The organism is Kitasatospora sp. NPDC127060, assembly GCF_042724935.1.
GTDB lineage: Bacteria > Actinomycetota > Actinomycetes > Streptomycetales > Streptomycetaceae > Kitasatospora.
Genome location: NZ_JBHXEG010000024.1, coordinates 1 through 20818 on the forward strand (window position 1 = coordinate 1; position 20818 = coordinate 20818).

Genomic DNA, 20818 nt, shown 5'->3' on the forward strand with positions numbered 1-20818 from the left:
GCCTTCGGCGCGGGGGAGGGACCGGCGTCAGGCCTTGGTCACGTCCTCGATCTCGCTGTCGTCCTCGCGACCGGGGGTCTTGAGGTTGAACTTGGTGATCGCGAAACGGAACGTGAAGTAGTAGATCGCCGCGAAGACCAGGCCGATCGGGATGATCAGCAGCGGGTTCTTGGCCAGGCTGAAGTTGATCGTGTAGTCGATCAGGCCGGCCGAGAAGCTGAAGCCGTGGTGGACGCCGAGGCCCCAGGTGACGGCCATCGAGACGGCGGTCAGCACCGCGTGGATCGCGTACAGGACCGGGGCGATGAAGAGGAAGGTGAACTCGATCGGCTCGGTCACACCGGTGACGAAGCTGGTCAGCGCGATCGAGATCATCATGCCCATGACGGCCTTGCGGCGCTCGGGGCGGGCGCAGTGGGCGATCGCGAGGGCGGCGGCCGGCAGCGCGAACATCATGATCGGGAAGAAGCCGGCCTGGAACTGACCGGCCGTCGGGTCGCCCGCCAGGAAACGGTTGATGTCACCGTGCACGATGGTGCCGTCCGGCTTGGTGAAGTCACCGGTCTGGAACCAGGCGTAGGTGTTGACGAACTGGTGCATGCCGATCGGGATCAGCGCGCGGTTGACCAGACCGAAGATGCCGGCGCCGACCGCGCCCGCGCCCACCAGGCTGTTGTTGACGTGAGAGATCGCGTCGCCGACCGGCTGCCAGCCGAGGCCGAACAGGACGCCCAGGCCGGTGCCGACGAAGGCCATGATGATCGGCACCAGGCGGCGGCCGTTGAAGAAGCCCAGCCAGTCGACAAGCTTGGTGCGGTGGAACCGCTGCCACAGGATGGCCGCGAGCAGACCGACCACGATGCCGCCGAGGACGCCCGGGTCCTGCGGCTTGCCCGCGGGGAGGGCGGCGGTGACGGTGCCGTCCGCCGGGAAGGCGGTCAGCACGTTCTTGAACACGAGGTAGCCGACCAGCGCCGCCAGTGCCGTGGAACCGTCCGCCTTCTTGGCGTAGCCGATCGCGATGCCGACGCAGAACAGCAGCGGCAGCGCGCCGGTGATGGCGGTACCCGCGGCGCCGAAGACCTCGACGAGCTTCGCGGGGAAGTGCCACTTCTCATGGACGTCGGGCTGGCCCAGACGCGCCAGCAGACCGGCCGCCGGAAGCACGGCGATGGGCAGCTGGAGGCTGCGGCCGACCTTCTGGAGTCCGGGAAGGACGCTGTTGCCGAACTTCTTGATCGGCGTCGGAGCCTTGGCGGGCGCCGGTGCCTGCGCAGACTGACTCATGGGGGTGGGTTCCTAACGGCATGGCGGTCGGTCGGGGGAGGGCACAGGGGGCCAACCGCGAACTGGTCTACACCACACGTGGTGTAGACCAGTTTTGTAGCACGGGTGGAGAAGTCGGGGAACCCCGGATAGCGCTGCCGCCGGGAAGCGCTATGAAATCGAAACCTGGATGCGGAACGACGATCATGATTTCAGTCGCGATTGGGATTTTGGCTATTTGCGCAACAAAAAGCGCGGAGCCCTTGGGGCGCCCGGGTCGAGGCCGGTGCCGGGGGTGCCGACCGGGTCGGGCCCGGACGATCCGGGCGCTCCCGGGCGTGTGCGGCGGCTGCCGAGAGTGACCGGAGGGTCGCGGACGTGCCCGGCGGGATGGTCCCCACCCGCGGCGGGCACCCGTTCCGAGCGCCGGCCGTCCGGTCGGATCGCGACCGAATGACCTTTCCGGTGACTCCCGGGCAGGGAATTACGTCCTTTCCGGAAATGCCGAAGACCCGCGGACCGGTGGGTCCGAGGGCCTTTTACGGGCGGTGTTCCGGGCGGCCTTGAGGGCGGTGTTCCGGGGGGGCGGGTGAATCAGGCTTTGCTGACGTCCTCCACTTCTGCCTCGTCCTCCCGGCCCGGTGTTTTCAGGTCGAATTTGACGATGATGAACCGGAAGAGCGCGTAGTACACCACGGCGAAGCAGAGCCCGATGACGATGATCAGCCACGGCTTGGTGGCGAGCCCCCAGTTGATCACGTAGTCGATCAGGCCGGCCGAGAAGCTGAAGCCGTCGTGCACCCCGAGCCCCCAGGTGACCGCCATCGAGGCGCCGGTGAGCAGCGCGTGCACGCCGTACAGGGCCGGGGCGAGGTAGGCGAAGGAGTACTCGATCGGCTCGGTGACACCGGTGACGAAGGAGGTCAGGCCGACCGAGAGCATCAGGCCGTAGATCTCCTTGCGGCGGTGCGGCTTGGCCGAGTGGGCGATCGCGAGCGCCGCGGCGGGCAGTGCGAACATCATGATCGGGAAGAATCCGGACTGGAACTGGCCGGCCGTCGGGTCGCCCGCGAGGAAACGCGGGATGTCGCCGTGCACGATGCTGCCGTCCGGCTTCGTGAACTCGCCGAACTGGAACCAGACGAAGGTGTTCAGCAACTGGTGCATACCGATCAGCAGCAGTGCGCGGTTGAACAGGCCGAAGATGCCCGCGCCGCCCGCGCCCAGATCGGCCAGGTTCTGCGAGAAGTCGTTCAGGCCGCGGCCGATCGGCGGCCAGATCCACAGCGCGACGCAGGCCATGGCCAGGCCGACCACGGCGGTGATCATCGGCACCAGGCGGCGGCCGTTGAAGAAGCCCAGCCAGTCGACCAGCCTGACGCGGTGGAACCGCACCCAGAGCCAGGCCGACATCAGGCCGATCAGGATGCCGCCCAGCACCCCCGGGTTCTGGTACGTCGCCGCCGCGACCTTCGCCGAGGAGTAGTCCACGCACTGGGCGGTCCAGGCGTCCGGGACCTGGACGGTGCCCGCCTTGCAGTGCTCCGGGAAGGCGTGCAGCACCCTGTAGAAGACGAGGAAGCCGACAACGGCCGCCAGCGCCGTCGAGCCGTCCGCCTTCTTCGCCATGCCGATCGCCACACCGATGCAGAACAGCAGCGGCAGGCCGAGCGAGGAGTCGAGCAGCGCGCCGCCGGCCGCCGCGAAGACCTTGGCGACGTTGTCCCAGCCCAGACCGTCCTTGCCGAACACGTCCGGCTGGCCGAGCCGGTTGAGGATGCCCGCCGCGGGGAGCACCGCGACCGGCAGCTGCAGCGAGCGGCCCATCTTCTGGAGGCCGCCGTAGAAGGTGTGCCACCACGTGGTCCGCGGGGCCGTGGCGCCTGCCGAACTCATCCTTCGCCCTCCGGGAGCAGTTGCCGACCGGCGAGCCCCTGGGGGACCCTCGGGCGGGGTTCAGGAACACCCGGGGTCCTTCCCGCGTTCATCGGAGTACACATATATTGGTGTAGACCACTTTTCGGGACGCAGGCCGGACGCCGGGACGCGAGCCCCCGCTGATCGTCATCCTCGGGTGGCGGTCGGGAGCTTGCGCGTCGGAATGGGCCAAAAGTGGACTAACGTGGCAGACCGGACCGGCTCGGGTCATGCTGGTCGCGCTGCCCGGCAGTGCAACCGCAGCTGAACCCGCGTCAGCCACCGGCACGGACCTCACCACCCGACGGTCGAGGACCCACCCAGTACAGCGCACGACGGCACCCGGCAGAGCCGCCGAAGGGCCGAGACAGAGGGAGAGAACCAGATGGCCAGCAAGGCTGAGAAGATCGTCGCCGGTCTGGGCGGCATCGACAACATCGAAGAGGTCGAGGGCTGCATCACCCGCCTGCGCACCGAGGTCAAGGACGCCTCCCTGGTCGACGAGGCCGCCCTCAAGGCCGCCGGCGCCCACGGCGTCGTCAAGATGGGCACCGCGATCCAGGTCGTCATCGGCACCGACGCCGACCCGATCGCCGCCGACATCGAGGACATGATGTGAGCTGAGCCACCCGGGCTCGACCACCCACGGCCCGCCGACCCGCTCCGGGGAACGGCGGGCCGAGGCGCATCCGGAACCACCCACCCGAGCGGCTACGCTCAGTGGCTATGTCACGTATCGACGGCCGCACCCCCGACCAGCTCCGCCCCATCACCATCGAACGGGGCTGGAGCAAGCACGCCGAAGGCTCCGTCCTCGTCTCCTACGGCGACACCAAGGTGCTGTGCACCGCCAGCGTCACCGAAGGCGTCCCCCGCTGGCGCAAGGGCAGCGGCGAAGGCTGGGTCACCGCCGAATACTCCATGCTCCCGCGCGCCACCAACACCCGCGGCGACCGAGAGTCCGTCAAGGGTCGCATCGGCGGACGCACCCACGAGATCAGCCGGCTCATCGGCCGCTCGCTGCGCGCCGTCATCGACCACCGCGCCCTCGCCGAGAACACCATCGTCCTCGACTGCGACGTCCTCCAGGCCGACGGCGGCACCCGTACCGCCGCCATCACCGGCGCCTACGTCGCCCTCGTCGACGCCGTCTCCTGGGCCCGCGACCGCAAGCTGCTGCGCGCCAAGGGCCAGCCGATCACCGGCGGCGTCAGCGCCGTCAGCGTCGGCATCATCGACGGCGTCCCGATGCTCGACCTCCAGTACGAGGAGGACGTCCGCGCCGAGACCGACATGAACATCGTCTGCACCTCCGACGGCCGCTTCGTCGAGGTCCAGGGCACCGCAGAGGGCGCCCCCTTCGACCGCGACCTGCTCAACCGGCTGCTCGACCTCGGCACCCTCGGCTGCGCCGAACTCGACGAGATCCAGCGCAAGGTGCTGGAGGGCTGACCCCTCCCCGGAGATCCGGGCGGCTCGCTGTACACGCCCGGTCTCCAGCCCGTACGGTTCCCGCAGCACCCCGCTGCGGGAACCGCGCCCCCGGCGGCGCGCGTCCCCCCAAGCGGAACCCGCGCCCCCAGGAGGACCGGATGGCCTCGAGCATCGCCCGCCCCGCCGCCCTCGCCGCGGCCGCACTGATCGCGATCCTCCCGCTCAGCATGGTGAGTTGCTCCGCCGCCCAGAAGGCCGTCGACTGCGGCAACACCGCCGTGAAGATCACCGGCGACCTCGCCGACCTCACCAAGGCCTACGACGACTCCAGCAACGACTCGGTGGCCGCCGGCAAGGCACTGCAGAAGCTCAAGGGCGACCTCGACCAGGTCGGCAAGAACGCCAAGAACACCGACGTCGCCAAGGCCGTGACCGACCTCCAGAAGCAGGCCGACAAGGTCCAGCAGGCCGTCGACCGCAAGCAGGCCCCCGACCTCAAACCGCTCGGCGACGCGGCCGGCAACCTCACCTCGGTCTGCACCAGTTGATCGGTTCCGGCCTCTGGATAGGGTGGGTGATATGTCCACCCGTCTGATCCTCGCCACCCGCAACCGGCACAAGGTCGCTGAACTGCGCGCCATCCTCACCGACGCCGGCCTCGACGTCGAACTCGTCGGCGCCGACGCCTATCCCGAGATCCCGGACGTCCCCGAGACCGGCGTCACCTTCGCCGAGAACGCCCTCCTCAAGGCCCACGCCCTGGCCCGCGCCACCGGCCTGCCCGCCGTCGCCGACGACTCCGGCCTCTGCGTGGACGTCCTCAACGGCGCCCCCGGCATCTTCTCCGCCCGCTGGGCCGGCAAGCACGGCGACGACCTCGCCAACCTCAACCTCCTGCTCGCCCAGCTCTCCGACATCGCCGAACCGCACCGCGGCGCCCACTTCTCCTGCGCCGCCGCCCTCGCCCTGCCGGACGGCACCGAGCGCGTCGTCGAGGGCCGCCTCCTCGGCACCCTGCGGACCGCCCCGGCGGGCGACGGCGGCTTCGGCTACGACCCGATCCTCCAGCCGCTCGGCGAGACCCGGACCTGCGCGGAACTGACGGCGGAGGAGAAGAACGCCATCAGCCACCGGGGCCAGGCGTTCCGGGGGCTGGTGCCGGTGGTCAAGGAGCTCATCGGCTGACGCGCCATCCGTGGAACGTCGAAGGCCCGCCTCGGGATGATCCGGGGCGGGCCTTCGATTCTTAGGCTAGTGCGGCCTGAGGGACTCGAACCCTCACGGGATTTCTCCCACGGGCACCTAAAACCCGCGCGGCTGCCGGTTACGCCAAGGCCGCATGGCCTTCAGTCTAGGGCTTTGCGCTGGGCTGGGGCACCGTACTTCTTCCGCCTGCAGTAGGTCGGTGTGGTGGCGTGGCAGTTCGGGCAGAGCAGACGGAGGTTGTCCGGCCGGTTGTCCGACCAGTCGCCGTTGATGTGGTCGACCTCCAGGGTCATCGGCCGTCCGCGCCACTCGGGGCCCGTGCCGCACTCCTCGCACAGCTCGGGTCGGCCGAGTTCGGCCAGCGCGCTGCGGATCCGCGAGCCCGGGAGGCGCTTGGCTTCCGCAGGGCGCTGGATGAGGAGCTGTGCGGCCGGGATGCGAGTGGGAAGCCATTTGCCCCGGGCGTGGGCCTGTCCGGTGAAGTGCGACGTGTCGATGCCGAGCGCCTTGACGCGGCGCCCGATGTGGGCCTGCGTTCCGCCGGCCTGACGCTGGTGGAGGTATCGCACGACCCCGGCCACGCTGTGGGATGCCGCCACGGCCTCCTGAAGGAGTTCGCGGGTGTAGACGGTTCCGGCTGAGCGGAAGTGCGAGGTGTCGATCCCGTATTCGGTGAGCTTGCGGCGCAGGTACTTGCGCCGGTCACGGTTCGGCTCCCGGTCGAGTGCGGTCAGCGTTTCGTCGAGCGAGGCGGCGGTGGCAGCGGCGCTCGCCAGCAGTTCGCGGGTGTACTTGACCGGCATGGCGGTCTCCTTAGGGCAGTTGTCGTGCCCCTTCCTCCCGCGGTGAGAACGAGCGGGCGGCGGTTCGGTCACGGGCGGTCGCGGGTTTGCCGAGTGATGACCAATTGGTACAGACCTATTGACCTATGTGGTTCAGACCACATAGCTTCGGCGCCAATTGGAATCCCCCACGTGCGTGCTCCCCCACGGGCACGTGCCGACACTCTCTCCTGGAGGACCGAGTGTTGATCCGTAAGAGCTCCGCCGCCCGGGCGGGTGTCGCCTCGGTGGCGGCGGCCGCGTTGGCCGGGCTGGTGATGGCGACGCTGGGTGCGGCGCCCTCGGAGGCGTCGGCGGCCGTCGACAACTCGGCCTGTCGTCCGGACGGGATGTACCGGACGCCCGGGGTGGACGTGCCGTACTGCTCGGTCTACGACACCGGCGGGCGCGAGAAGATGGGCGCGGACCACCAGCGCCGCATCATCGGGTACTTCACCGGCTGGCGCACCGGCAAGAACGGCGACCGGCCCTACCTGGTGAGCGACATCCCCTGGGACAAGGTCACCCACCTCAACTACGCCTTCGGGCACGTCGGCGGCGACAACAAGCTGTCCGTCGGTGCGGACGGCCCGACCAACGAGGCCACCGGGATCGACTTCCCGGGGGTGCCGGCCGCCCAGCTGGACCCGACGCTGCCGTACAAGGGCCACTTCAACCTGCTGACGAAGTTCAAGAAGCAGTACCCGAACGTCAAGACCCTGATCTCGGTCGGTGGTTGGACCGAGACCGGCGGCTACTTCGGGGACGACGGCAAGCGGGTGGACTCCGGCGGCTTCTACTCGATGACGGTCAACCCGGACGGCAGCGTCAACCAGGCCGGCATCGACACCTTCGCCGCCTCGTCCGTCGACTTCATCCGCAAGTACGGCTTCAACGGCGTCGACATCGACTACGAGTACCCGACCTCGATGAAGGACGCCGGCAACCCGCTGGACTGGCAGCTCGCCAACGCCAAGCGCGGTTCGCTGGCCAAGGGCTACGCGGCGCTGATGAAGACCCTGCGGGAGAGCCTGGACAAGGCGGGCGCGGCCGACGGCCGGCACTACCTGCTGTCGGTGGCGGCGCCGTCCTCCGGGTACCTGCTGCGCGGCATGGAGACCTTCCAGGTGGCGCAGTACCTGGACTACGTCAACATCATGTCGTACGACCTGCACGGCGCCTGGAACAAGTACGTGGGTCCGAACGCCTCGCTCTACGACGACGGCAAGGACGGCGAGTTGGCGGCGGCCAACGTGTACGGCACCGCGCAGTACGGCGGCATCGGCTACCTGAACGCCGACTGGTCGTACCACTACTTCCGCGGCGCGATGCCGGCCGGCCGGATCAACGTCGGCCTGCCGTACTACACCCGCGGCTTCAAGAACGTCCAGGGCGGCACCAACGGCCTCTGGGGCACCGCCCCGGCGACCGGTTGCCCGGCCGGCTCCGGGCTGACCTCCTGCGGTGACGGCGCGGTCGGCATCGACAACATCTGGAACGACAAGGACGACGCGGGCAAGGAGTCCCCGGCCGGGTCGAACCCGATGTGGCACGCCAAGAACCTGGAGAAGGGCATCCTGCCCGACTACCTCTCCGACTACGGCGTGACCGACACCGCCCTCCAGGGCAGCTACACCCGCAACTACAGCTCCAGCCTGGTCGCGCCGTGGCTGTGGAACGACTCCAAGAAGGTGTTCCTGTCCACCGAGGATGAGCAGTCGGTGGGCGCCAAGGCGGACTACATCGTCGACCAGGGCGCCGGTGGCGCGATGATCTGGGAGCTCGCGGGCGACTACCGGTGGGACGCCGGCGCCAACGGCGGCAAGGGCGAGTACGTCCCCGGTTCGACGCTCACCTCGCTGATGTACGACAAGTTCAAGGCGGCGAGCCCGTACGGGGCGGTCCGCTCGACGGTGCCGCTGCCGCAGCAGACCCTGCCGATCGACGTGTCGTTCACCAACTTCGCGCTGGGCGACTCCAACTACCCGATCAACCCGAAGCTGCACATCGTCAACAACTCGACGCTGGCCCTGCCGGGCGGCACCGAGTTCCAGTTCGACTACTCCGTCTCGGCGCCGGGCAACGCCAAGGACCAGTCCGGTTTCGGGCTGCAGGTGATCCGCCAGGACAACCCGGGGCCGGGCAACGTCGGCGGGCTGAAGGGCACGTACAACCGGGTGTCGGTCAAGCTGCCGGGCTGGCAGTCGCTGGCGCCGGGCGCCTCGGTCGACATCGACTTCGTCTACTACCTGCCGGTGTCCACGCCGTCGAACTGGACGGTCAACGTGGGCGGGACGCTGTACGGGATCAAGGGTGACCTGACCCGGGGCGCGGTGGACGGCGGCACACCCACACCCACACCGACCCAGACGGCCACGCCGACCCCGACCCCGACCCCGACCCCGACGCCGACCGCGACGGCCACCGCGACTCCGACCGGCACGCCCACCCCGACCCGCACGCCCACCCCGACCCCGACCGCGACGCCGACGTCCGGTGCCTGCACGGCCGCCCCGGGCTGGGACGCGGGCACCACCTACGCGACGCCGACCAAGGTGTCCTGGAAGGGGCACTACTACCAGAACAAGTGGTGGACCAAGGGCGACGACCCCTCCGCCAGTGGCGCCTGGGGCGTCTGGAACGACCTCGGGGCCTGCTAGTCACCCGGGGTGAGGAACGGCGGTGGCGGCACACCCGGTCGGGGGGTGGGCCGCCACCGCTTCGTTCGGTTCGTTCAGTTCGGTCGGTTCGTGCAGGAGGCTCAGGCCTCGACCTTGAGGTCCCGCAGCAGCTTGGCGACGTGCCCGGTGGCCTTGACGTTGTAGAGGGCGCGCTCGACCTTGCCCTGCTCGTCCACGACGATCGTGGAGCGGATCACGCCCTGGTAGGTGCGGCCGTAGTTCTGCTTCTCGCCGTAGGCGGCGTAGGCCTCCAGCACCTGGTGGTCCGGGTCGGAGAGCAGGGTGACCTTGAGGTCCTCCTTCTCGCGGAACTTGCCGAGCTTCTCCGGCTGGTCCGGCGAGATGCCGATGACGTCGTAGCCGGCGCCCGCGAAGACCGCCAGGTTGTCGGTGAAGTCGCAGGCCTGCTTGGTGCAGCCGGGGGTGAGGGCGGCCGGGTAGAAGTAGACGATGACCTTGCGGCCCAGGTGGTCGGCGAGTGAGACCTGGTTGCCGTCGGCGTCGGACAGGCTGAAGGCGGGCGCGGTGTCGCCGGGCTGGAGGCGCTCAGTCACGGTCGTACTCTCCTGGGGCTGGGACGGGCGGTCGTACCACGGCAAACTTACCTCCGTTGGTGGGTGGGGCCGCGCGTCCCTGCTCGGCAGCTGACAAACTGGGTTGGTCGCACAGGACGACAGGACTACATCGGCGAGTGAATGGGGTGGCCCGAGTGGGCGAGGCGAGCACGCAGGACAAGCCGGCGCGGACGGCTGCGCAGATCGAGGCGGACATCGAGCGCACCCGCGACCGGCTGGCGGCGAACCTGGACGAGCTGGCCGTACGGATCCACCCGAGCACCATCTCCGCGCAGGTCAAGGCCAAGGCGATGGCCACCGTCGAGGAGAAGACGGCCCGGGCGTACGTGGCCGCGAACGGCCTGCTGGAGCAGGTCAAGGCGCAGTTCGTGGACGAGAAGGGGCAGCCGCGCAAGGAGCGGATCGTCCCGGCCGCGGTGGTCGGCCTCGGCCTGGTGGTGCTGCTCGCCTCGTCCCGCAAGCGCCGCAAGGACTGACCGTGGTGCCGGAGGGCCGGGACGCCGTCGGGCGGCCCGGCCCTTCCGCATTCCGGGCCGACGTCACACGCCGCGCCCGGGGGCGGTACCTTCGGGACCGTGAGTACGAACGACAACCCGACCCATGCCGACCACGGCCACGACCCGGTGCGCCACGACCGGTTGGGCGAGAAGCTGCCGATCCGGATGCTGCACGACCGGGTGCTGGTGCGCATCGAGGGCGCCGAGGGCGAGCGCCGCTCGACCGGCGGCATCGTGATCCCGGCGACCGCGGAGCTGTCCAAGCGCTGCACCTGGGCGGAGGCGGTGGCGGTGGGCCAGAGCGTGCGCTCGGTGGAGCCCGGTGACCGCGTCCTCTACGACCCGGAGGACAAGCTGGAGGTGGAGGTGCGCGGGGCCACCTACGTGCTGCTGCGCGAGCGGGACCTGCACGCGGTGGCGGCGAGCCGCTTCGGTGACACGGAGGGCTCGACCGGCCTCTACCTCTGACCGGGGCTGCTCCTCCGACCGGGCGCCCTACGCGAGGAGGCCGCCGCCGTCGACGGTGACGACGGTGCCGGTGGCGAAGCGCTGTTCCATCAGGTACGCGAAGGCCTCGGCGGTGTCCTCGGGGTCGCCGATCCGGCCGAGGGGGAGGGCTGCGGCGGTCTGCGCGTACAGCTGCTCGCGGTCGGCCTCGGGCAGGCCGGACCAGAGCGGGGTGCGGATCATCCCGGCCCGGACGGCGTTGACCCGGATCGGGGCGAGTTCCACGGCGAGCGCCCGGACCAGGCCTTCGACCGCGCCGCAGACGCTCGCGGGGACGCTCCAGCCCGGTACCGGGCGCAGGCCGGCGGTGCCGGAGGTGAGGGTGATCGAGCCGCCGGGACGCAGCTGCGGGGTGGCGGCGCGGACGGCGTCGAGGGCGCCGAAGTAGCGCAGGGTGAAGAAGGCGCGGGCGGCGTCGACGTCCATGGTGTCGACGGTCATCAGGGCGAGCGGGTCGCCGGCGGTGTAGACCAGGTGGTCGAGGGGGCCGAGGTGGTCGAAGAGGGCGCTGACCTGGTGGCTGTCGGTCAGGTCGGCGGTCTCGGCGGTGGTGCCGGTGGGCAGGGTGGCGAGGGCGCGCCGGGCGCTGTCCGGTCGGCTGGAGACGACGGTGACGCGGGCGCCGCGTTCGGTGGCGAGGGCGGCGGTGGCGAGGCCGATGCCGGAGGTGCCGCCGAGGACGACGACGTGCTGTTCCTTGAGGGCCATGGTGGTGCCTTTCGTGGGGTGGTGCGGGGTTGTGTCGATCGTGCTCCGGGTGGGGTGGTGTGGTCCAAGACCTGTTCGGTCGGCTGTCATACCCTCGGGGTATCAGCCGGGAGCGGGGAGTGGGGTGGCGGTGGACGTCGATCTGCGGAAGCTGCGGTACTTCGTGGCGGTGGCGCGGGAGTTGCACTTCGGGCGGGCGGCGGTGGGGTTGCACATCGCGCAGCCGGTGCTGTCGCGGCAGATCCGGGCGCTGGAGGCGGAGTTCGGTGCGCAGTTGTTCCGGCGTGACCGGCGGTCGACCGAACTGACGGACGCGGGACGGCAGTTGTTGGAGGATGCGCCGCCGTTGCTGGCGGCGGCGGAGGCGTTGCGTCGTCGGGTGGGGCGGTCGGGCGAGGGGCCGGCGCGGTTCGTGGTGGGGTTCATGCCCGGCGTGACGGTGACGGTGACGGCGGCGGTGCGTGGGATGCGCGGGCGGCATCCCGGGCTGGCGGTGGAGGTGCTGCGGACTTGCTGGAGTGACCAGGCCCGGGTGGTGCTGGACGGCCGGGCGGACGTCTCCTGCGTCCGGCTGCCGGTGGACCGGCAGGGTCTGGTGCTGCGTCCGCTGTTCACCGAGCCGCGGGTGGCGGTGTTGCCGGCCGGGCACCGGCTGGCGGGTGAAGTATCGGTTCCGATGGCCGAGTTGGGCGGTGAGCTGTTGCTGCAGGATCCGGACTTCGTGCCGGAGTGGCGGGATCTGCCGGGGGTGTCCGGGCGGCGGCCGGAGCGGTCCCGGCCGCGGTTGGACACGGTGGAGGAGAAGCTGGAGTGCGTGGCGGAGGGGGAGGGGATGGTGGTGCTGCCGTTGTCGATGGCGGCCTTCTACACCCGCTCGGACGTCGTGCACGTGCCGGTGTCGGACATCGCGCCCCACCGGGTGTGCTTGGCCTGGGCGGCGGGGCGGACGTCGCCGCTGATCGCGGAGTTCGCGGAGCTGGCCGAGACCGCGGCCGGTGCGGCGGCGGGGTCCACGGCGTAGGCGGCCGGGGCGGCGAATGACGGGGTTCGTCAGTGGCAGCCGCTAGGGTCCGGGCATGAGTGTCCGGGTGATCGGTGATGTGGAGCGGCGGGCCCGGTTGGGGCGTCGGCAGCTGTTGGCGCCCTCGGTGCGGGCGGTGCGGGTGGAGGGCGTGGCCGACGCGGTGGTCGGGCTGCACGCGACGGACGCGGCGACGGTGTACCTGTCGGCCTGTGCGCGGCTGGCGGAGCCCTCGACGGCGGAGGTGGACCGGGCGCTGTACGAGTCTGTCTCGCTGGTGAAGCTGTTGTCGATGCGGCGGACGATCTTCGCGGTGACGGAGGGCCTCGCCCCGTACGTGAGTTCGGCGGCCGCGCGGGCGATCGCGGCGAAGGAACGGGCGACGCTGCTGAAGCACCTGCGCGACCACGCGGAGGGCTGGGACGAGGCCCGGCTGGCGGAGACGGAGCGCGCGGTGCTGGCCGCGCTGGCCGTGCGCGGTGAGGCGACGACCAAGGAACTCGGCGACGACGTACCGCAGTTGCGCGAGACGATGCTGATGTCGGCGGGCAAGGCGTACGAGGCCAAGCAGAGTGTGGGCAGCCGCCTGCTGCGGCTGCTGGCCTCGGACGGGCACGTGCGCCGGTGCCGTCCGCGCGGGTCGTGGCTGAGCAGTAGCTATCCGTGGGCGCTGGTGCCGCAGTGGCCGGACGTGCCGGTGCGGGAGGCGAAGGCGGAGGTGGTGCGGCGCTGGCTGGCGGCGTACGGTCCGGCCGCGGTCGAGGACGTGAAGTGGTGGACGGGCTGGACGCTGGGGGACGTCCGGAAGGCGCTGGCGGACGTGGACGCGCGGGCCGTGGCGCTGGCGGACGGCGCGGCGGCCGTGGTGCTGCCGGGGGACGAGGGGCCGGTGGCGGCCCCGGAGCCGTGGGCGGCGCTGCTGCCCGCGCTGGACCCGGCGGTGATGGGCTGGCGCGGGCGGGACTGGTACCTGCGGCCGGAGGACGTGCCTGCGCTGTTCGACCGGGCGGGCAATGCCGGGCCGACGGTGTGGTGGTGCGGCGAGGTGGTCGGCGGCTGGGCGCAGCGGGCGGACGGCGCGGTGGTGTGGCGGCTGTTCCGGGACGTCGGGGCGGAGGCCGAGCGGGCGGTAGCGGCGGAGGCGGGGCGGCTGGCGGGCTGGCTGGGGGCGGTGCGGGTGACGCCGCGGTTCCGGACGCCGCTGGAGCGGGAGTTGGCGTCCGGGTAGGTCCGGGTGGGCGTGGGTTTCGGCGAGGGGTCAGGGCTGGGTCACTGGGCGGGCGCCGTCGCCGGGTTGCTGGGCCCGGTGGTGGCGGTGGGCGGGTTGCTGGGCCGGGTGGGCCGGGTCTGGGTGGGCCGGGCGCTCGGGGTGGGCTGGTCCTGGCTGGGGGTGGGCTGGGGGTTCTGCGGGCTGGGGGCGCCGGGGCCGGGCTGCTCGGTGGCGGGGGGCGCGCTGGGGGCGTGGGTGGGGGTGGTGGTCGCGGGGGCGCCGGTGGTGGCGGTGCTGGGGGTGGTGCTCGCGCTCGGGCTGGTGGAGCCGGTGGTGGTGGGCCAGTTGTCGGTGCCCGGGTTGCCGTGGCCGGCCTGCAGGTCGAACTGCTGGGTGGGGGTGCCGTTCAGGGCGGCGGTCATGTAGGCGGTCCAGATCTTGGTGGGGAAGGTGCCGCCGTTGATCCGGGTGAGGCCGGCCGTGCCGGACAGCGGTTCCTTGGCGTGGCTCTTCGGGTTCTCCCGGAACAGGCCGACGGTGGTGGTGAGTTCGGGGGTGTAGCCGGCGAACCAGGCGGAGAGGTTGGCGTCGGTGGTGCCGGTCTTGCCGGCGGCGGGGCGGCCGAGGTCGAGGGCGGCGGCGCCGGTGCCGCGCGGGCTGACGACATCGCGCAGGACGTCGGTGACGGAGTCGGCGATGGTGCGGCCGATGGCGTCGGTGGCCTTGTGGTCGGGCATCTTGGGGACGTCGACGGCGCCGCCGGGGGCGACCCGTTCGAGCTTCTGGACGGACCACGGGGTGTGGGCCTGGCCGTGGTTGGCGAGGGTGGCGTAGGCGCCGGCCAGGTCGAGGGCGCTGGGGGTGGCGGTGCCGAGGGTCATCGAGGTGTTGGCCGGGTCCATGCCGCGGACGCTGTCGGGGATGCCGAGCTTGATGGCGGTCTCCCGGACGCGGGCGAGTCCGGCGTCGACGCCCTCCTGGGCGTAGACGGAGTTGACGGACTTCACCATGGCGTGGCGCAGGGTGATGTTGCCGTAGTCGACGTCGTCCTCGTTGGGCGGCGCGTACGGGGTGGGGCCGCCGGTGACGGGGCGTTCGCTGGTGCCGTCGTAGCGGGTCTCGGTGGTGATCGGCCGGCCGTCGACGGTGTGCTGGGCGATCAGGCCGGCGGCGAGGTCGACCGGCTTGAAGGTGGAACCGATCTGGTTGTCCTGGCGCAGGGCGTCGTTGTAGGGCTGCTTGGCGTAGTCGGGGCCGCCGTAGACGGCGACGACCCGGCCGGTGGCGGGTTCGACGGAGGCGCCGGCGACCCGGACGTCGGTGTCGGTGGTGGGGCGGGCCTTGGGGTCGAGTTCGTCGGTGAGCTCGCCCTGGACGGCCGTGACGAAGGCGTCCTGCTTGGGCTTGTCGAAGGTGGTGGTGATCCGCCAGCCGCCGGCCTTGAGGGTGGCGGCGTCGATGGTGCCGGAGGAGATGAGGTAGTCGTCGGCGACGCCGACGAGGTAGCCGGCCTGGCCGGCGAGGCCGGTGGCGGGTTGCGGGTCGATGGGGTCGGGGAAGGTGGTGGCGGTGCGGTCGGCAGTGGTGAGGAAGCCGAGCTGGACCATGCCGTCGAGCGCGTAGTTCCAGCGGGCGACGGCCTTCTCGCGGTTGGCCGGGGTGGCGGTCTTGACGTCGTAGAGGCTGGGGGCCTGGAGCAGGGAGGCGAGGTAGGCGCCCTGGCCGAGGGTGAGTTGGGAGACGTCGACGCCGTAGTAGGCGTGGGCGGCGCTCTGGATGCCGTAGGCGCCGCGGCCGAAGTAGCTGCTGTTGAGGTATCCGGCGAGGATGTCCTTCTTGTCGCGCTGCTGGTCGACCTTGAGGGCGATGAAGAGTTCCCGGCCCTTGCGTTCGAAGGTCTGGTCCTGGGTCAGGTAGTAGTTCTTGACGTACTGCTGGGTGATGGTGGAGCCGCCCTGCATGCCCTTGCCGAGGAGGGTGTTCCAGCCGGCCCGGAGCATGCCCTTCAGGTCGATGCCGCGGTTCTGGTAGAAGGTGCGGTCCTCGGCGGAGACGACGGCCTGCTGGGTCTGCAGCGGGATCTGGTCGATGGTGACGTCGGTGCGGTTGACGGCTCCGGTGCGGGCGATCTCGGTGGTGCCGTCGGCGTAGAGGTAGATGTTGTTCTGGGCGACGGCGCGGGCGTTGGGGTCGGGCACCGGGACGATGACGTAGAGCACGGCGAAGGCGCCGACGGCGAGCAGCACCAGTGCGGCGAGGGTGCCGAGGGTGATCCGCCAGGTGGGCAGGAGCCGGCGCCAGAGGGGGAGGGCCCGGCGGGCTTCGCGGCGGGCGGCCCGTTTGGCCTGGCGGCGGGTGCTCAACGTCATGACGGGATTATCTGCTATTTGACGCGGGTTCAGCGGCGGCAGGGGGTCTGAGGTGCGCGGTTGTGCGGGCCGTGTCGCGCGCCCAGGGGTGCGTCGGAAAACCGGGTGCGGGCGGTGGGGGCCGGCGGTACGGTGAAAGGTGCAAATTGCATAGCGCACCGACTTTCAGCGCACTGACGTTCAGTGCACCACTTTCAGTGCACCACTTTCGGTGCACCGCTTTCGGTGCGCTGCTTTCAGTGCACCGACTTTCCGACAGCTCCGCCCGTCCGGCCCGGCACCCCCGGGTGTGGCCGGTCGGAGCCGCTGATGCGTGGGCGGGTGCCTGCGGGTATCCGCCTACCCGTATTTGTCGACAAGGAGACAATATGCAGAACGCTGCACCAGCTGGGGCGAGGCCTCCTGATACCGGGGCGAGCCCCTCCTCCGCCTCCGGGACCGGCACTTCCGACGCTTCCGACGCTTCCGGGAACGCTGCTTCCGGGACGGCTCTCGGGCTGTACGCCGCCGTCGCCGCCGGCGCCTTCCGCCGCTACTCCACCTACCGGGCCGCCACCCTGGCCGGAACCTTCACCAACACCGTCTTCGGCATCATCCTGGCCTCCTCCTTCCTCGCCCTCTGGCAGGCCCGCCCCAACCTCGGCGGCTACGACCAGAGTCAGGCCGTCACCTACATCTGGGTCAGCCAGGCGCTGCTGGTCACCGTCGCGGTCTGGGGCGGCGGCTTCCAGGACGAACTCCAGGACCGCTTCCGCAGCGGGGACATCGCCGTCGACCTCTACCGTCCGGTCGACTTCCAGGGCTGGTGGCTGGCCACCGACCTCGGCCGGGCCGGCTTCCAGGCGCTGGTCCGCGGCACCGTACCGCTGCTGGCCGGCGCGCTGGTGTTCCGCACCCGGATGCCCGAACACCCGCTGACCTGGGTGTTCTTCCTGCTCTCGGTGCTGCTCGCACTGCTGGTCAGCTTCGGGGTGCGGTTCCTGGTCTCGATCACCGGCTTCTGGCTGCACGACTCGGAGGGGGTGCGCGCGGTGACACTGGTGGTCTCGATGTTCTTCTCCGGCATGCTGCTGCCGATCGTGCTCTTCCCCGGCTGGCTCGGCGACCTCGCCCGGGTGCTGCCGTGGGCGGCGCTGATCAAGGTGCCCACCGACGTCTTCCTGGAGCGGGCGGACGGCACCGGGCTGCTGTCCGCGCTGGGCTTCCAACTCGGTTGGGCGGCCGTGCTGCTCGCCGCCGGGCGGGGCGCGCAGTGGCTGGCGACCCGGCGGGTGGTGGTGCAGGGTGGCTGAGTCCTCCGCCGTTCTCCCGTCCGCCGAGTCGCTCGGCGCTGAGCCGTTCGCCGTCGAGCCCGTCGCCGCCGAGCCGTTCCTGGTCCGGACCTCCTGGGCGGTCCGCTCCTGGTGGATGTGCGCCCGGATGTGGATGCGCTCGACGATGGCCTACCGGGCCTCCTTCCTGCTGAACCTGCTGGCCAGCCTGGTCACCCACTCCCTCGACTTCGTGGTGCTGGTGATCATGTTCCGGCACACCGACCAGCTCGGCGGGTGGCGCCTGCCGGAGATCGCCTTCCTGTACGCCACCGCGACCTTCTCGCTCGGCATGGCCAACCTGTTGGTCGGCTCGGCCGACGGCCTGGGCGTGCGGATCATGAACGGCACGCTGGACACCATGCTGGTCCGTCCCGCGCCCGCGCTCTCCCAGCTGTGCGCCGAACGCTTCAGCCTGCGCAGGCTCGGCCGCCCACTCCAGGCCGTACTGGTGCTCGCCTGGTCGCTGACCGCCCTGGACGTGCACTGGACCTGGGACAGGGTGCTGCTGGTGCCCGTGCTGCTGCTGTGCGGCAGCGTCATCTTCGGCGCGATCTACGTCGGTGGCGCCACCGTCCAGTTCTGGTGGGGCGAGTCCAAGGAGATCCAGAACTCCTTCACCTACGGCGGGGCGACCCTGCTGCACTACCCGCCGACCGTCTTCGCCAAGGAGCTGGTGGCCGGGGTGGTCTTCGGAGTGCCGCTGGCCTTCGTCAACTGGCTGCCCTCCCTGCGCATCCTCGGCCGGCCCGACCCGCTCGGACTGCCCGCCGCCTTCCAGTACGCCTCGCCGGTCGCCGCCGCGCTGTGCGTCGCCGCCGCCGGGTTCGCCTGGCGGGCCGGGCTGCGCGCCTACCGCGGCACCGGCAGCTGAACTCCCCCTGCTTCCCGAGGAATCCCCATGGCACTGATCGAACTCCAGGACGTCCACCGCACCTTCACCGTGCGGGCCCGCACCGGCCGGTTCAGCCGGATCAAGCGCGAGGTGCGCGCGGTGGACGGGCTCAGCTTCACCGTCGAGGCCGGCGAGTGCGTCGGCTACATCGGGCCCAACGGCGCAGGCAAGTCGACCACCATCAAGATGCTCACCGGCATCCTCGTCCCCAGCTCCGGACGGCTGCGCGTCGCCGGGGTCGACCCCGCCCGCCAACGGGTCGCGCTGGCCCGCCGGATCGGCGTGGTCTTCGGCCAGCGCACCACCCTGTGGTGGGACCTCCCGCTGCGCGACTCCTTCGAACTCGCCCGCCGGATCTACCGGATCCCCGACCGGCGGTACCGGGAGAACCTCGGCCGCTGCGTCGAACTGCTCGACCTGGACGGCTTGTTGGACACGCCCGTCCGACAGCTCTCGCTCGGCCAGCGGATGCGCGGCGACCTCGCGGCGGCCCTGCTGCACGACCCCCAGGTGCTCTACCTGGACGAGCCGACCATCGGCCTGGACGTGGTCAGCAAGGGCCGGGTGCGGGAGTTCCTGCGCGAGGTCAACCGGGACCTCGGCACCACCGTGCTGCTCACCACCCACGACCTCACCGACATCGAGCAGCTCTGCGACCGGGTGATGGTCATCGACCACGGCCGGGTCGTCCACGACGGCGGACTGGACGGGCTGCACGCCGCCGGGCGCAGCGAGCGGACGCTGGTGGTCGACCTGGCGGAGGCCCGTCCGGCCATCGAGGTGGCCGGGGCGCGGGTGGTGAAGGTCGAGGGGCCTCGGCAGTGGCTGGCTTTCCCGGCGCAGCAGAGCGCGGCGCCGATCGTGGCGGCCGTCGCGGAGCGGTACCCGCTGGTGGACCTCTCGGTGCGCGAGCCGGCCATCGAGGACGTGATCGCGCGGATGTACGCGGAGGTCGCGATCGGCTGACGGCGTCCGGGCGTACCGGCGTCCGGGCGTGCAGGGGGAGCGGTCGGTCGGACGTCGCGACCGTCCGGCCCGTCAAGCTGGTGTTCGGTTCCGGTCACCCGTCCGGGGAGGGCACGTGACTCCCCGGCGGGCGGCCGAGTTGGACGGTGCATCGCCGCCGGTCAGCGCACGCGCCGGTGAACCGCCAGCCCCGGAGGCCCGCCGCCCGTGACCGTACCCGACGTGACCGTGGTGGTCGCGGTCTACAACACCATGCCGTACCTCACCGCCTGCCTGGACTCCCTGGTCGGGCAGTCCCTGGCGCCGGGGCGGCTGGAGGTGGTGGTCGTCGACGACGGCTCCACGGACGGTGGCGAGGCGCTGCTGGACGAGTACGCGGACCGGCACCCGGGGCTGTTCCGGGTGGTCCACCAGCGCAACTCGGGCGGCCCGGCGGCCCCGACCAACCGCGGCCTGGACCTCGCCCGCGGGCGCTACGTGCTGTTCCTCGGCGCCGACGACTGGCTCGGCGCGGAGGCGCTGGAGCGGTTGGTCGCGGCCGCCGACGCCTGGGGTTCGGACGTGGTGGTGCCCAAGCAGGTGGGGGTGAACGGACGGCTGGTGCCGCAGGGCATCTTCCACGCCGACGCCGAGTCGGTCGGGTTCGCCGACTCGGCGCTGGCCTGGGCGCTGTCCGACACCAAGCTGTTCCGGCTGGACCTCGTCCGGCGCCACGGCCTGCGCCGCGACGAGGAGCTGAAGGTGTTCTCGGACCAGCCGTTCACCCTGGAGGCCTGCCTGCGGGCGGACCGGGTGTCCGTCCTCGCCGACTACGACTGCTACTTCCTGGTGCTGCGCGAGGACCGCGGCAATGTCACCGAGCGGGCCTCGGTGCTGGACCGGCTGCGCGGGATCGCCGCCCTGCAGCAGGTGGCCGTCGAACTGGCCGATCCGGGAGAGGAGTTGGACGCCATCCGGGTCCGCAGCTTCGCCTGGGACGTGCCCCGGCTGCTCCAGGACGGCTTCCTGCTGCTGGACGACGGGCTGCAGCAGCGGGTGTGCGCCGAGGTCGGCCGGATGATCGAGCGGTTCGGCGCCCGCGAGGTGTACCACCGGCTGCCGGTCGCCGCCCGGCTGCGGCTCGAACTCGCCGCCGCCGTGAGGCCGGAGGCGCTGCGCGACCAGATCCGCTACGAGGCCGCGCACGGCGAGCCGCCGGTGGTGGCGGACGGGCGGCGGTACGCGGGCTACCCGGCGTTCCGGGACGCCCGACTCGGCCTGCCCGACGAGCTGTTCCTGCTGCCCGAGGAGCCGCCGGCCGTCGCCGTCCCACCGCTCAACCTGGCCCAGCAGCTGTGGCGCGGGGTCGTCCCGGAGCAGCTGCGGCGCGGGCTGCGGCGGCACCCGGTGTGGCGCCGGCTCGCCAACTCGGTGAACGGAGGCCGGGGATGACCGC

The 20818-nt window shown here is 71.2% G+C and carries 18 protein-coding genes, 1 tRNA gene and 1 pseudogene; 13 read left to right on the plus strand and 7 right to left on the minus strand.

Annotated features, from left to right (window positions below; translation table 11 throughout):
• Window positions 1-27: 27 nt before the first annotated feature.
• Window positions 28-1287: a PTS transporter subunit EIIC gene (locus ACFWIS_RS15765; RefSeq protein ID WP_380458700.1), complete on the minus strand. Its 1260-nt coding sequence runs from the start codon at window positions 1285-1287 to the stop codon at window positions 28-30.
• Window positions 1288-1860: 573 nt separating this feature from the next.
• A complete protein-coding gene (locus ACFWIS_RS15770) occupies window positions 1861-3162 on the minus strand; it encodes a PTS transporter subunit EIIC (protein WP_380458698.1) in 1302 nt (433 codons plus the stop codon).
• Window positions 3163-3538: 376 nt separating this feature from the next.
• On the opposite strand from ACFWIS_RS15770, the pseudogene ACFWIS_RS15775 reads away from it, so the two are divergent.
• From ACFWIS_RS15775 to rdgB, 4 genes and pseudogenes are all read left to right on the plus strand, one after another.
• A pseudogene (locus ACFWIS_RS15775) lies at window positions 3539-3802 on the plus strand (glucose PTS transporter subunit EIIB); the annotation flags it as partial.
• 107 nt (window positions 3803-3909) lie between these two features.
• A complete protein-coding gene (rph, locus tag ACFWIS_RS15780) occupies window positions 3910-4635 on the plus strand; it encodes a ribonuclease PH (RefSeq protein WP_380458696.1) in 726 nt (241 codons plus the stop codon).
• 140 nt (window positions 4636-4775) lie between these two features.
• Window positions 4776-5165, plus strand: a complete 390-nt coding sequence (locus ACFWIS_RS15785) for a hypothetical protein (protein ID WP_380458694.1) — start codon at window positions 4776-4778, stop codon at window positions 5163-5165.
• Between the two features lie 31 nt (window positions 5166-5196).
• The gene (gene rdgB / locus ACFWIS_RS15790; RefSeq protein WP_380458692.1) at window positions 5197-5802 is read left to right on the plus strand and encodes an RdgB/HAM1 family non-canonical purine NTP pyrophosphatase; all 606 of its coding nucleotides are present in this window, start codon (window positions 5197-5199) and stop codon (window positions 5800-5802) included.
• A 70-nt stretch (window positions 5803-5872) separates the two neighbouring features.
• Here rdgB and ACFWIS_RS15795 read toward each other — a convergent pair.
• Both ACFWIS_RS15795 and ACFWIS_RS15800 read right to left on the minus strand, forming a co-directional pair.
• Window positions 5873-5956 (minus strand) — tRNA-Leu (locus tag ACFWIS_RS15795).
• Window positions 5957-5963: 7 nt separating this feature from the next.
• The gene (locus tag ACFWIS_RS15800) at window positions 5964-6626 is read right to left on the minus strand and encodes an HNH endonuclease signature motif containing protein (RefSeq protein WP_380458690.1); all 663 of its coding nucleotides are present in this window, start codon (window positions 6624-6626) and stop codon (window positions 5964-5966) included.
• Window positions 6627-6751: 125 nt separating this feature from the next.
• Between ACFWIS_RS15800 and ACFWIS_RS15805 the strand changes: the two genes are divergently transcribed.
• The gene (locus ACFWIS_RS15805; RefSeq protein WP_380458689.1) at window positions 6752-9304 is read left to right on the plus strand and encodes a chitinase C-terminal domain-containing protein; all 2553 of its coding nucleotides are present in this window, start codon (window positions 6752-6754) and stop codon (window positions 9302-9304) included.
• A gap of 101 nt (window positions 9305-9405) precedes the next feature.
• Here ACFWIS_RS15805 and bcp read toward each other — a convergent pair whose 3' ends face one another.
• Entirely contained in the window at window positions 9406-9879 is a 474-nt protein-coding gene (gene bcp / locus ACFWIS_RS15810) for a thioredoxin-dependent thiol peroxidase (protein ID WP_380458687.1), read from the minus strand.
• 155 nt (window positions 9880-10034) lie between these two features.
• On the opposite strand from bcp, the gene ACFWIS_RS15815 reads away from it, so the two are divergent.
• Window positions 10035-10376 carry a DUF3618 domain-containing protein gene (locus ACFWIS_RS15815; protein WP_380458685.1) on the plus strand — a complete coding sequence of 114 codons (342 nt, stop codon included), beginning with the start codon at window positions 10035-10037 and terminating at the stop codon, window positions 10374-10376.
• Window positions 10377-10562: 186 nt separating this feature from the next.
• A complete protein-coding gene (locus ACFWIS_RS15820) occupies window positions 10563-10865 on the plus strand; it encodes a GroES family chaperonin (protein ID WP_380458706.1) in 303 nt (100 codons plus the stop codon).
• A 27-nt stretch (window positions 10866-10892) separates the two neighbouring features.
• Here the strand turns inward: ACFWIS_RS15820 and ACFWIS_RS15825 are convergent, their stop codons facing one another.
• Window positions 10893-11612 (minus strand): SDR family oxidoreductase, encoded by a 720-nt coding sequence (locus ACFWIS_RS15825; RefSeq protein WP_380458683.1) that lies wholly within the window; start codon window positions 11610-11612, stop codon window positions 10893-10895.
• A gap of 130 nt (window positions 11613-11742) precedes the next feature.
• Here ACFWIS_RS15825 and ACFWIS_RS15830 point away from each other — a divergent pair, with 130 nt between their 5' ends.
• Window positions 11743-12633 (plus strand): LysR family transcriptional regulator, encoded by an 891-nt coding sequence (locus ACFWIS_RS15830; RefSeq protein ID WP_380458681.1) that lies wholly within the window; start codon window positions 11743-11745, stop codon window positions 12631-12633.
• 55 nt (window positions 12634-12688) lie between these two features.
• Entirely contained in the window at window positions 12689-13861 is a 1173-nt protein-coding gene (locus ACFWIS_RS15835) for a winged helix DNA-binding domain-containing protein (protein ID WP_380458679.1), read from the plus strand.
• Window positions 13862-13902: 41 nt separating this feature from the next.
• On the opposite strand, the gene ACFWIS_RS15840 is transcribed toward ACFWIS_RS15835, so the two are convergent.
• Window positions 13903-16212 carry a transglycosylase domain-containing protein gene (locus ACFWIS_RS15840; RefSeq protein WP_380458677.1) on the minus strand — a complete coding sequence of 770 codons (2310 nt, stop codon included), beginning with the start codon at window positions 16210-16212 and terminating at the stop codon, window positions 13903-13905.
• Between the two features lie 368 nt (window positions 16213-16580).
• On the opposite strand from ACFWIS_RS15840, the gene ACFWIS_RS15845 reads away from it, so the two are divergent.
• From ACFWIS_RS15845 to ACFWIS_RS15860, 4 genes are all read left to right on the plus strand, one after another.
• Window positions 16581-17504 carry an ABC transporter permease gene (locus tag ACFWIS_RS15845; protein WP_380458675.1) on the plus strand — a complete coding sequence of 308 codons (924 nt, stop codon included), beginning with the start codon at window positions 16581-16583 and terminating at the stop codon, window positions 17502-17504.
• Complete coding sequence (locus ACFWIS_RS15850; protein WP_380458673.1) at window positions 17497-18396, plus strand: ABC transporter permease; 900 nt, start codon at window positions 17497-17499, stop codon at window positions 18394-18396. Before ACFWIS_RS15845 ends, ACFWIS_RS15850 begins: the two co-directional genes overlap by 8 nt.
• A 27-nt stretch (window positions 18397-18423) precedes the next feature.
• Window positions 18424-19383 (plus strand): ATP-binding cassette domain-containing protein, encoded by a 960-nt coding sequence (locus ACFWIS_RS15855; protein ID WP_380458671.1) that lies wholly within the window; start codon window positions 18424-18426, stop codon window positions 19381-19383.
• Window positions 19384-19590: 207 nt separating this feature from the next.
• Window positions 19591-20814 carry a glycosyltransferase family 2 protein gene (locus ACFWIS_RS15860; protein WP_380458669.1) on the plus strand — a complete coding sequence of 408 codons (1224 nt, stop codon included), beginning with the start codon at window positions 19591-19593 and terminating at the stop codon, window positions 20812-20814.
• Window positions 20815-20818: the final 4 nt, after the last annotated feature.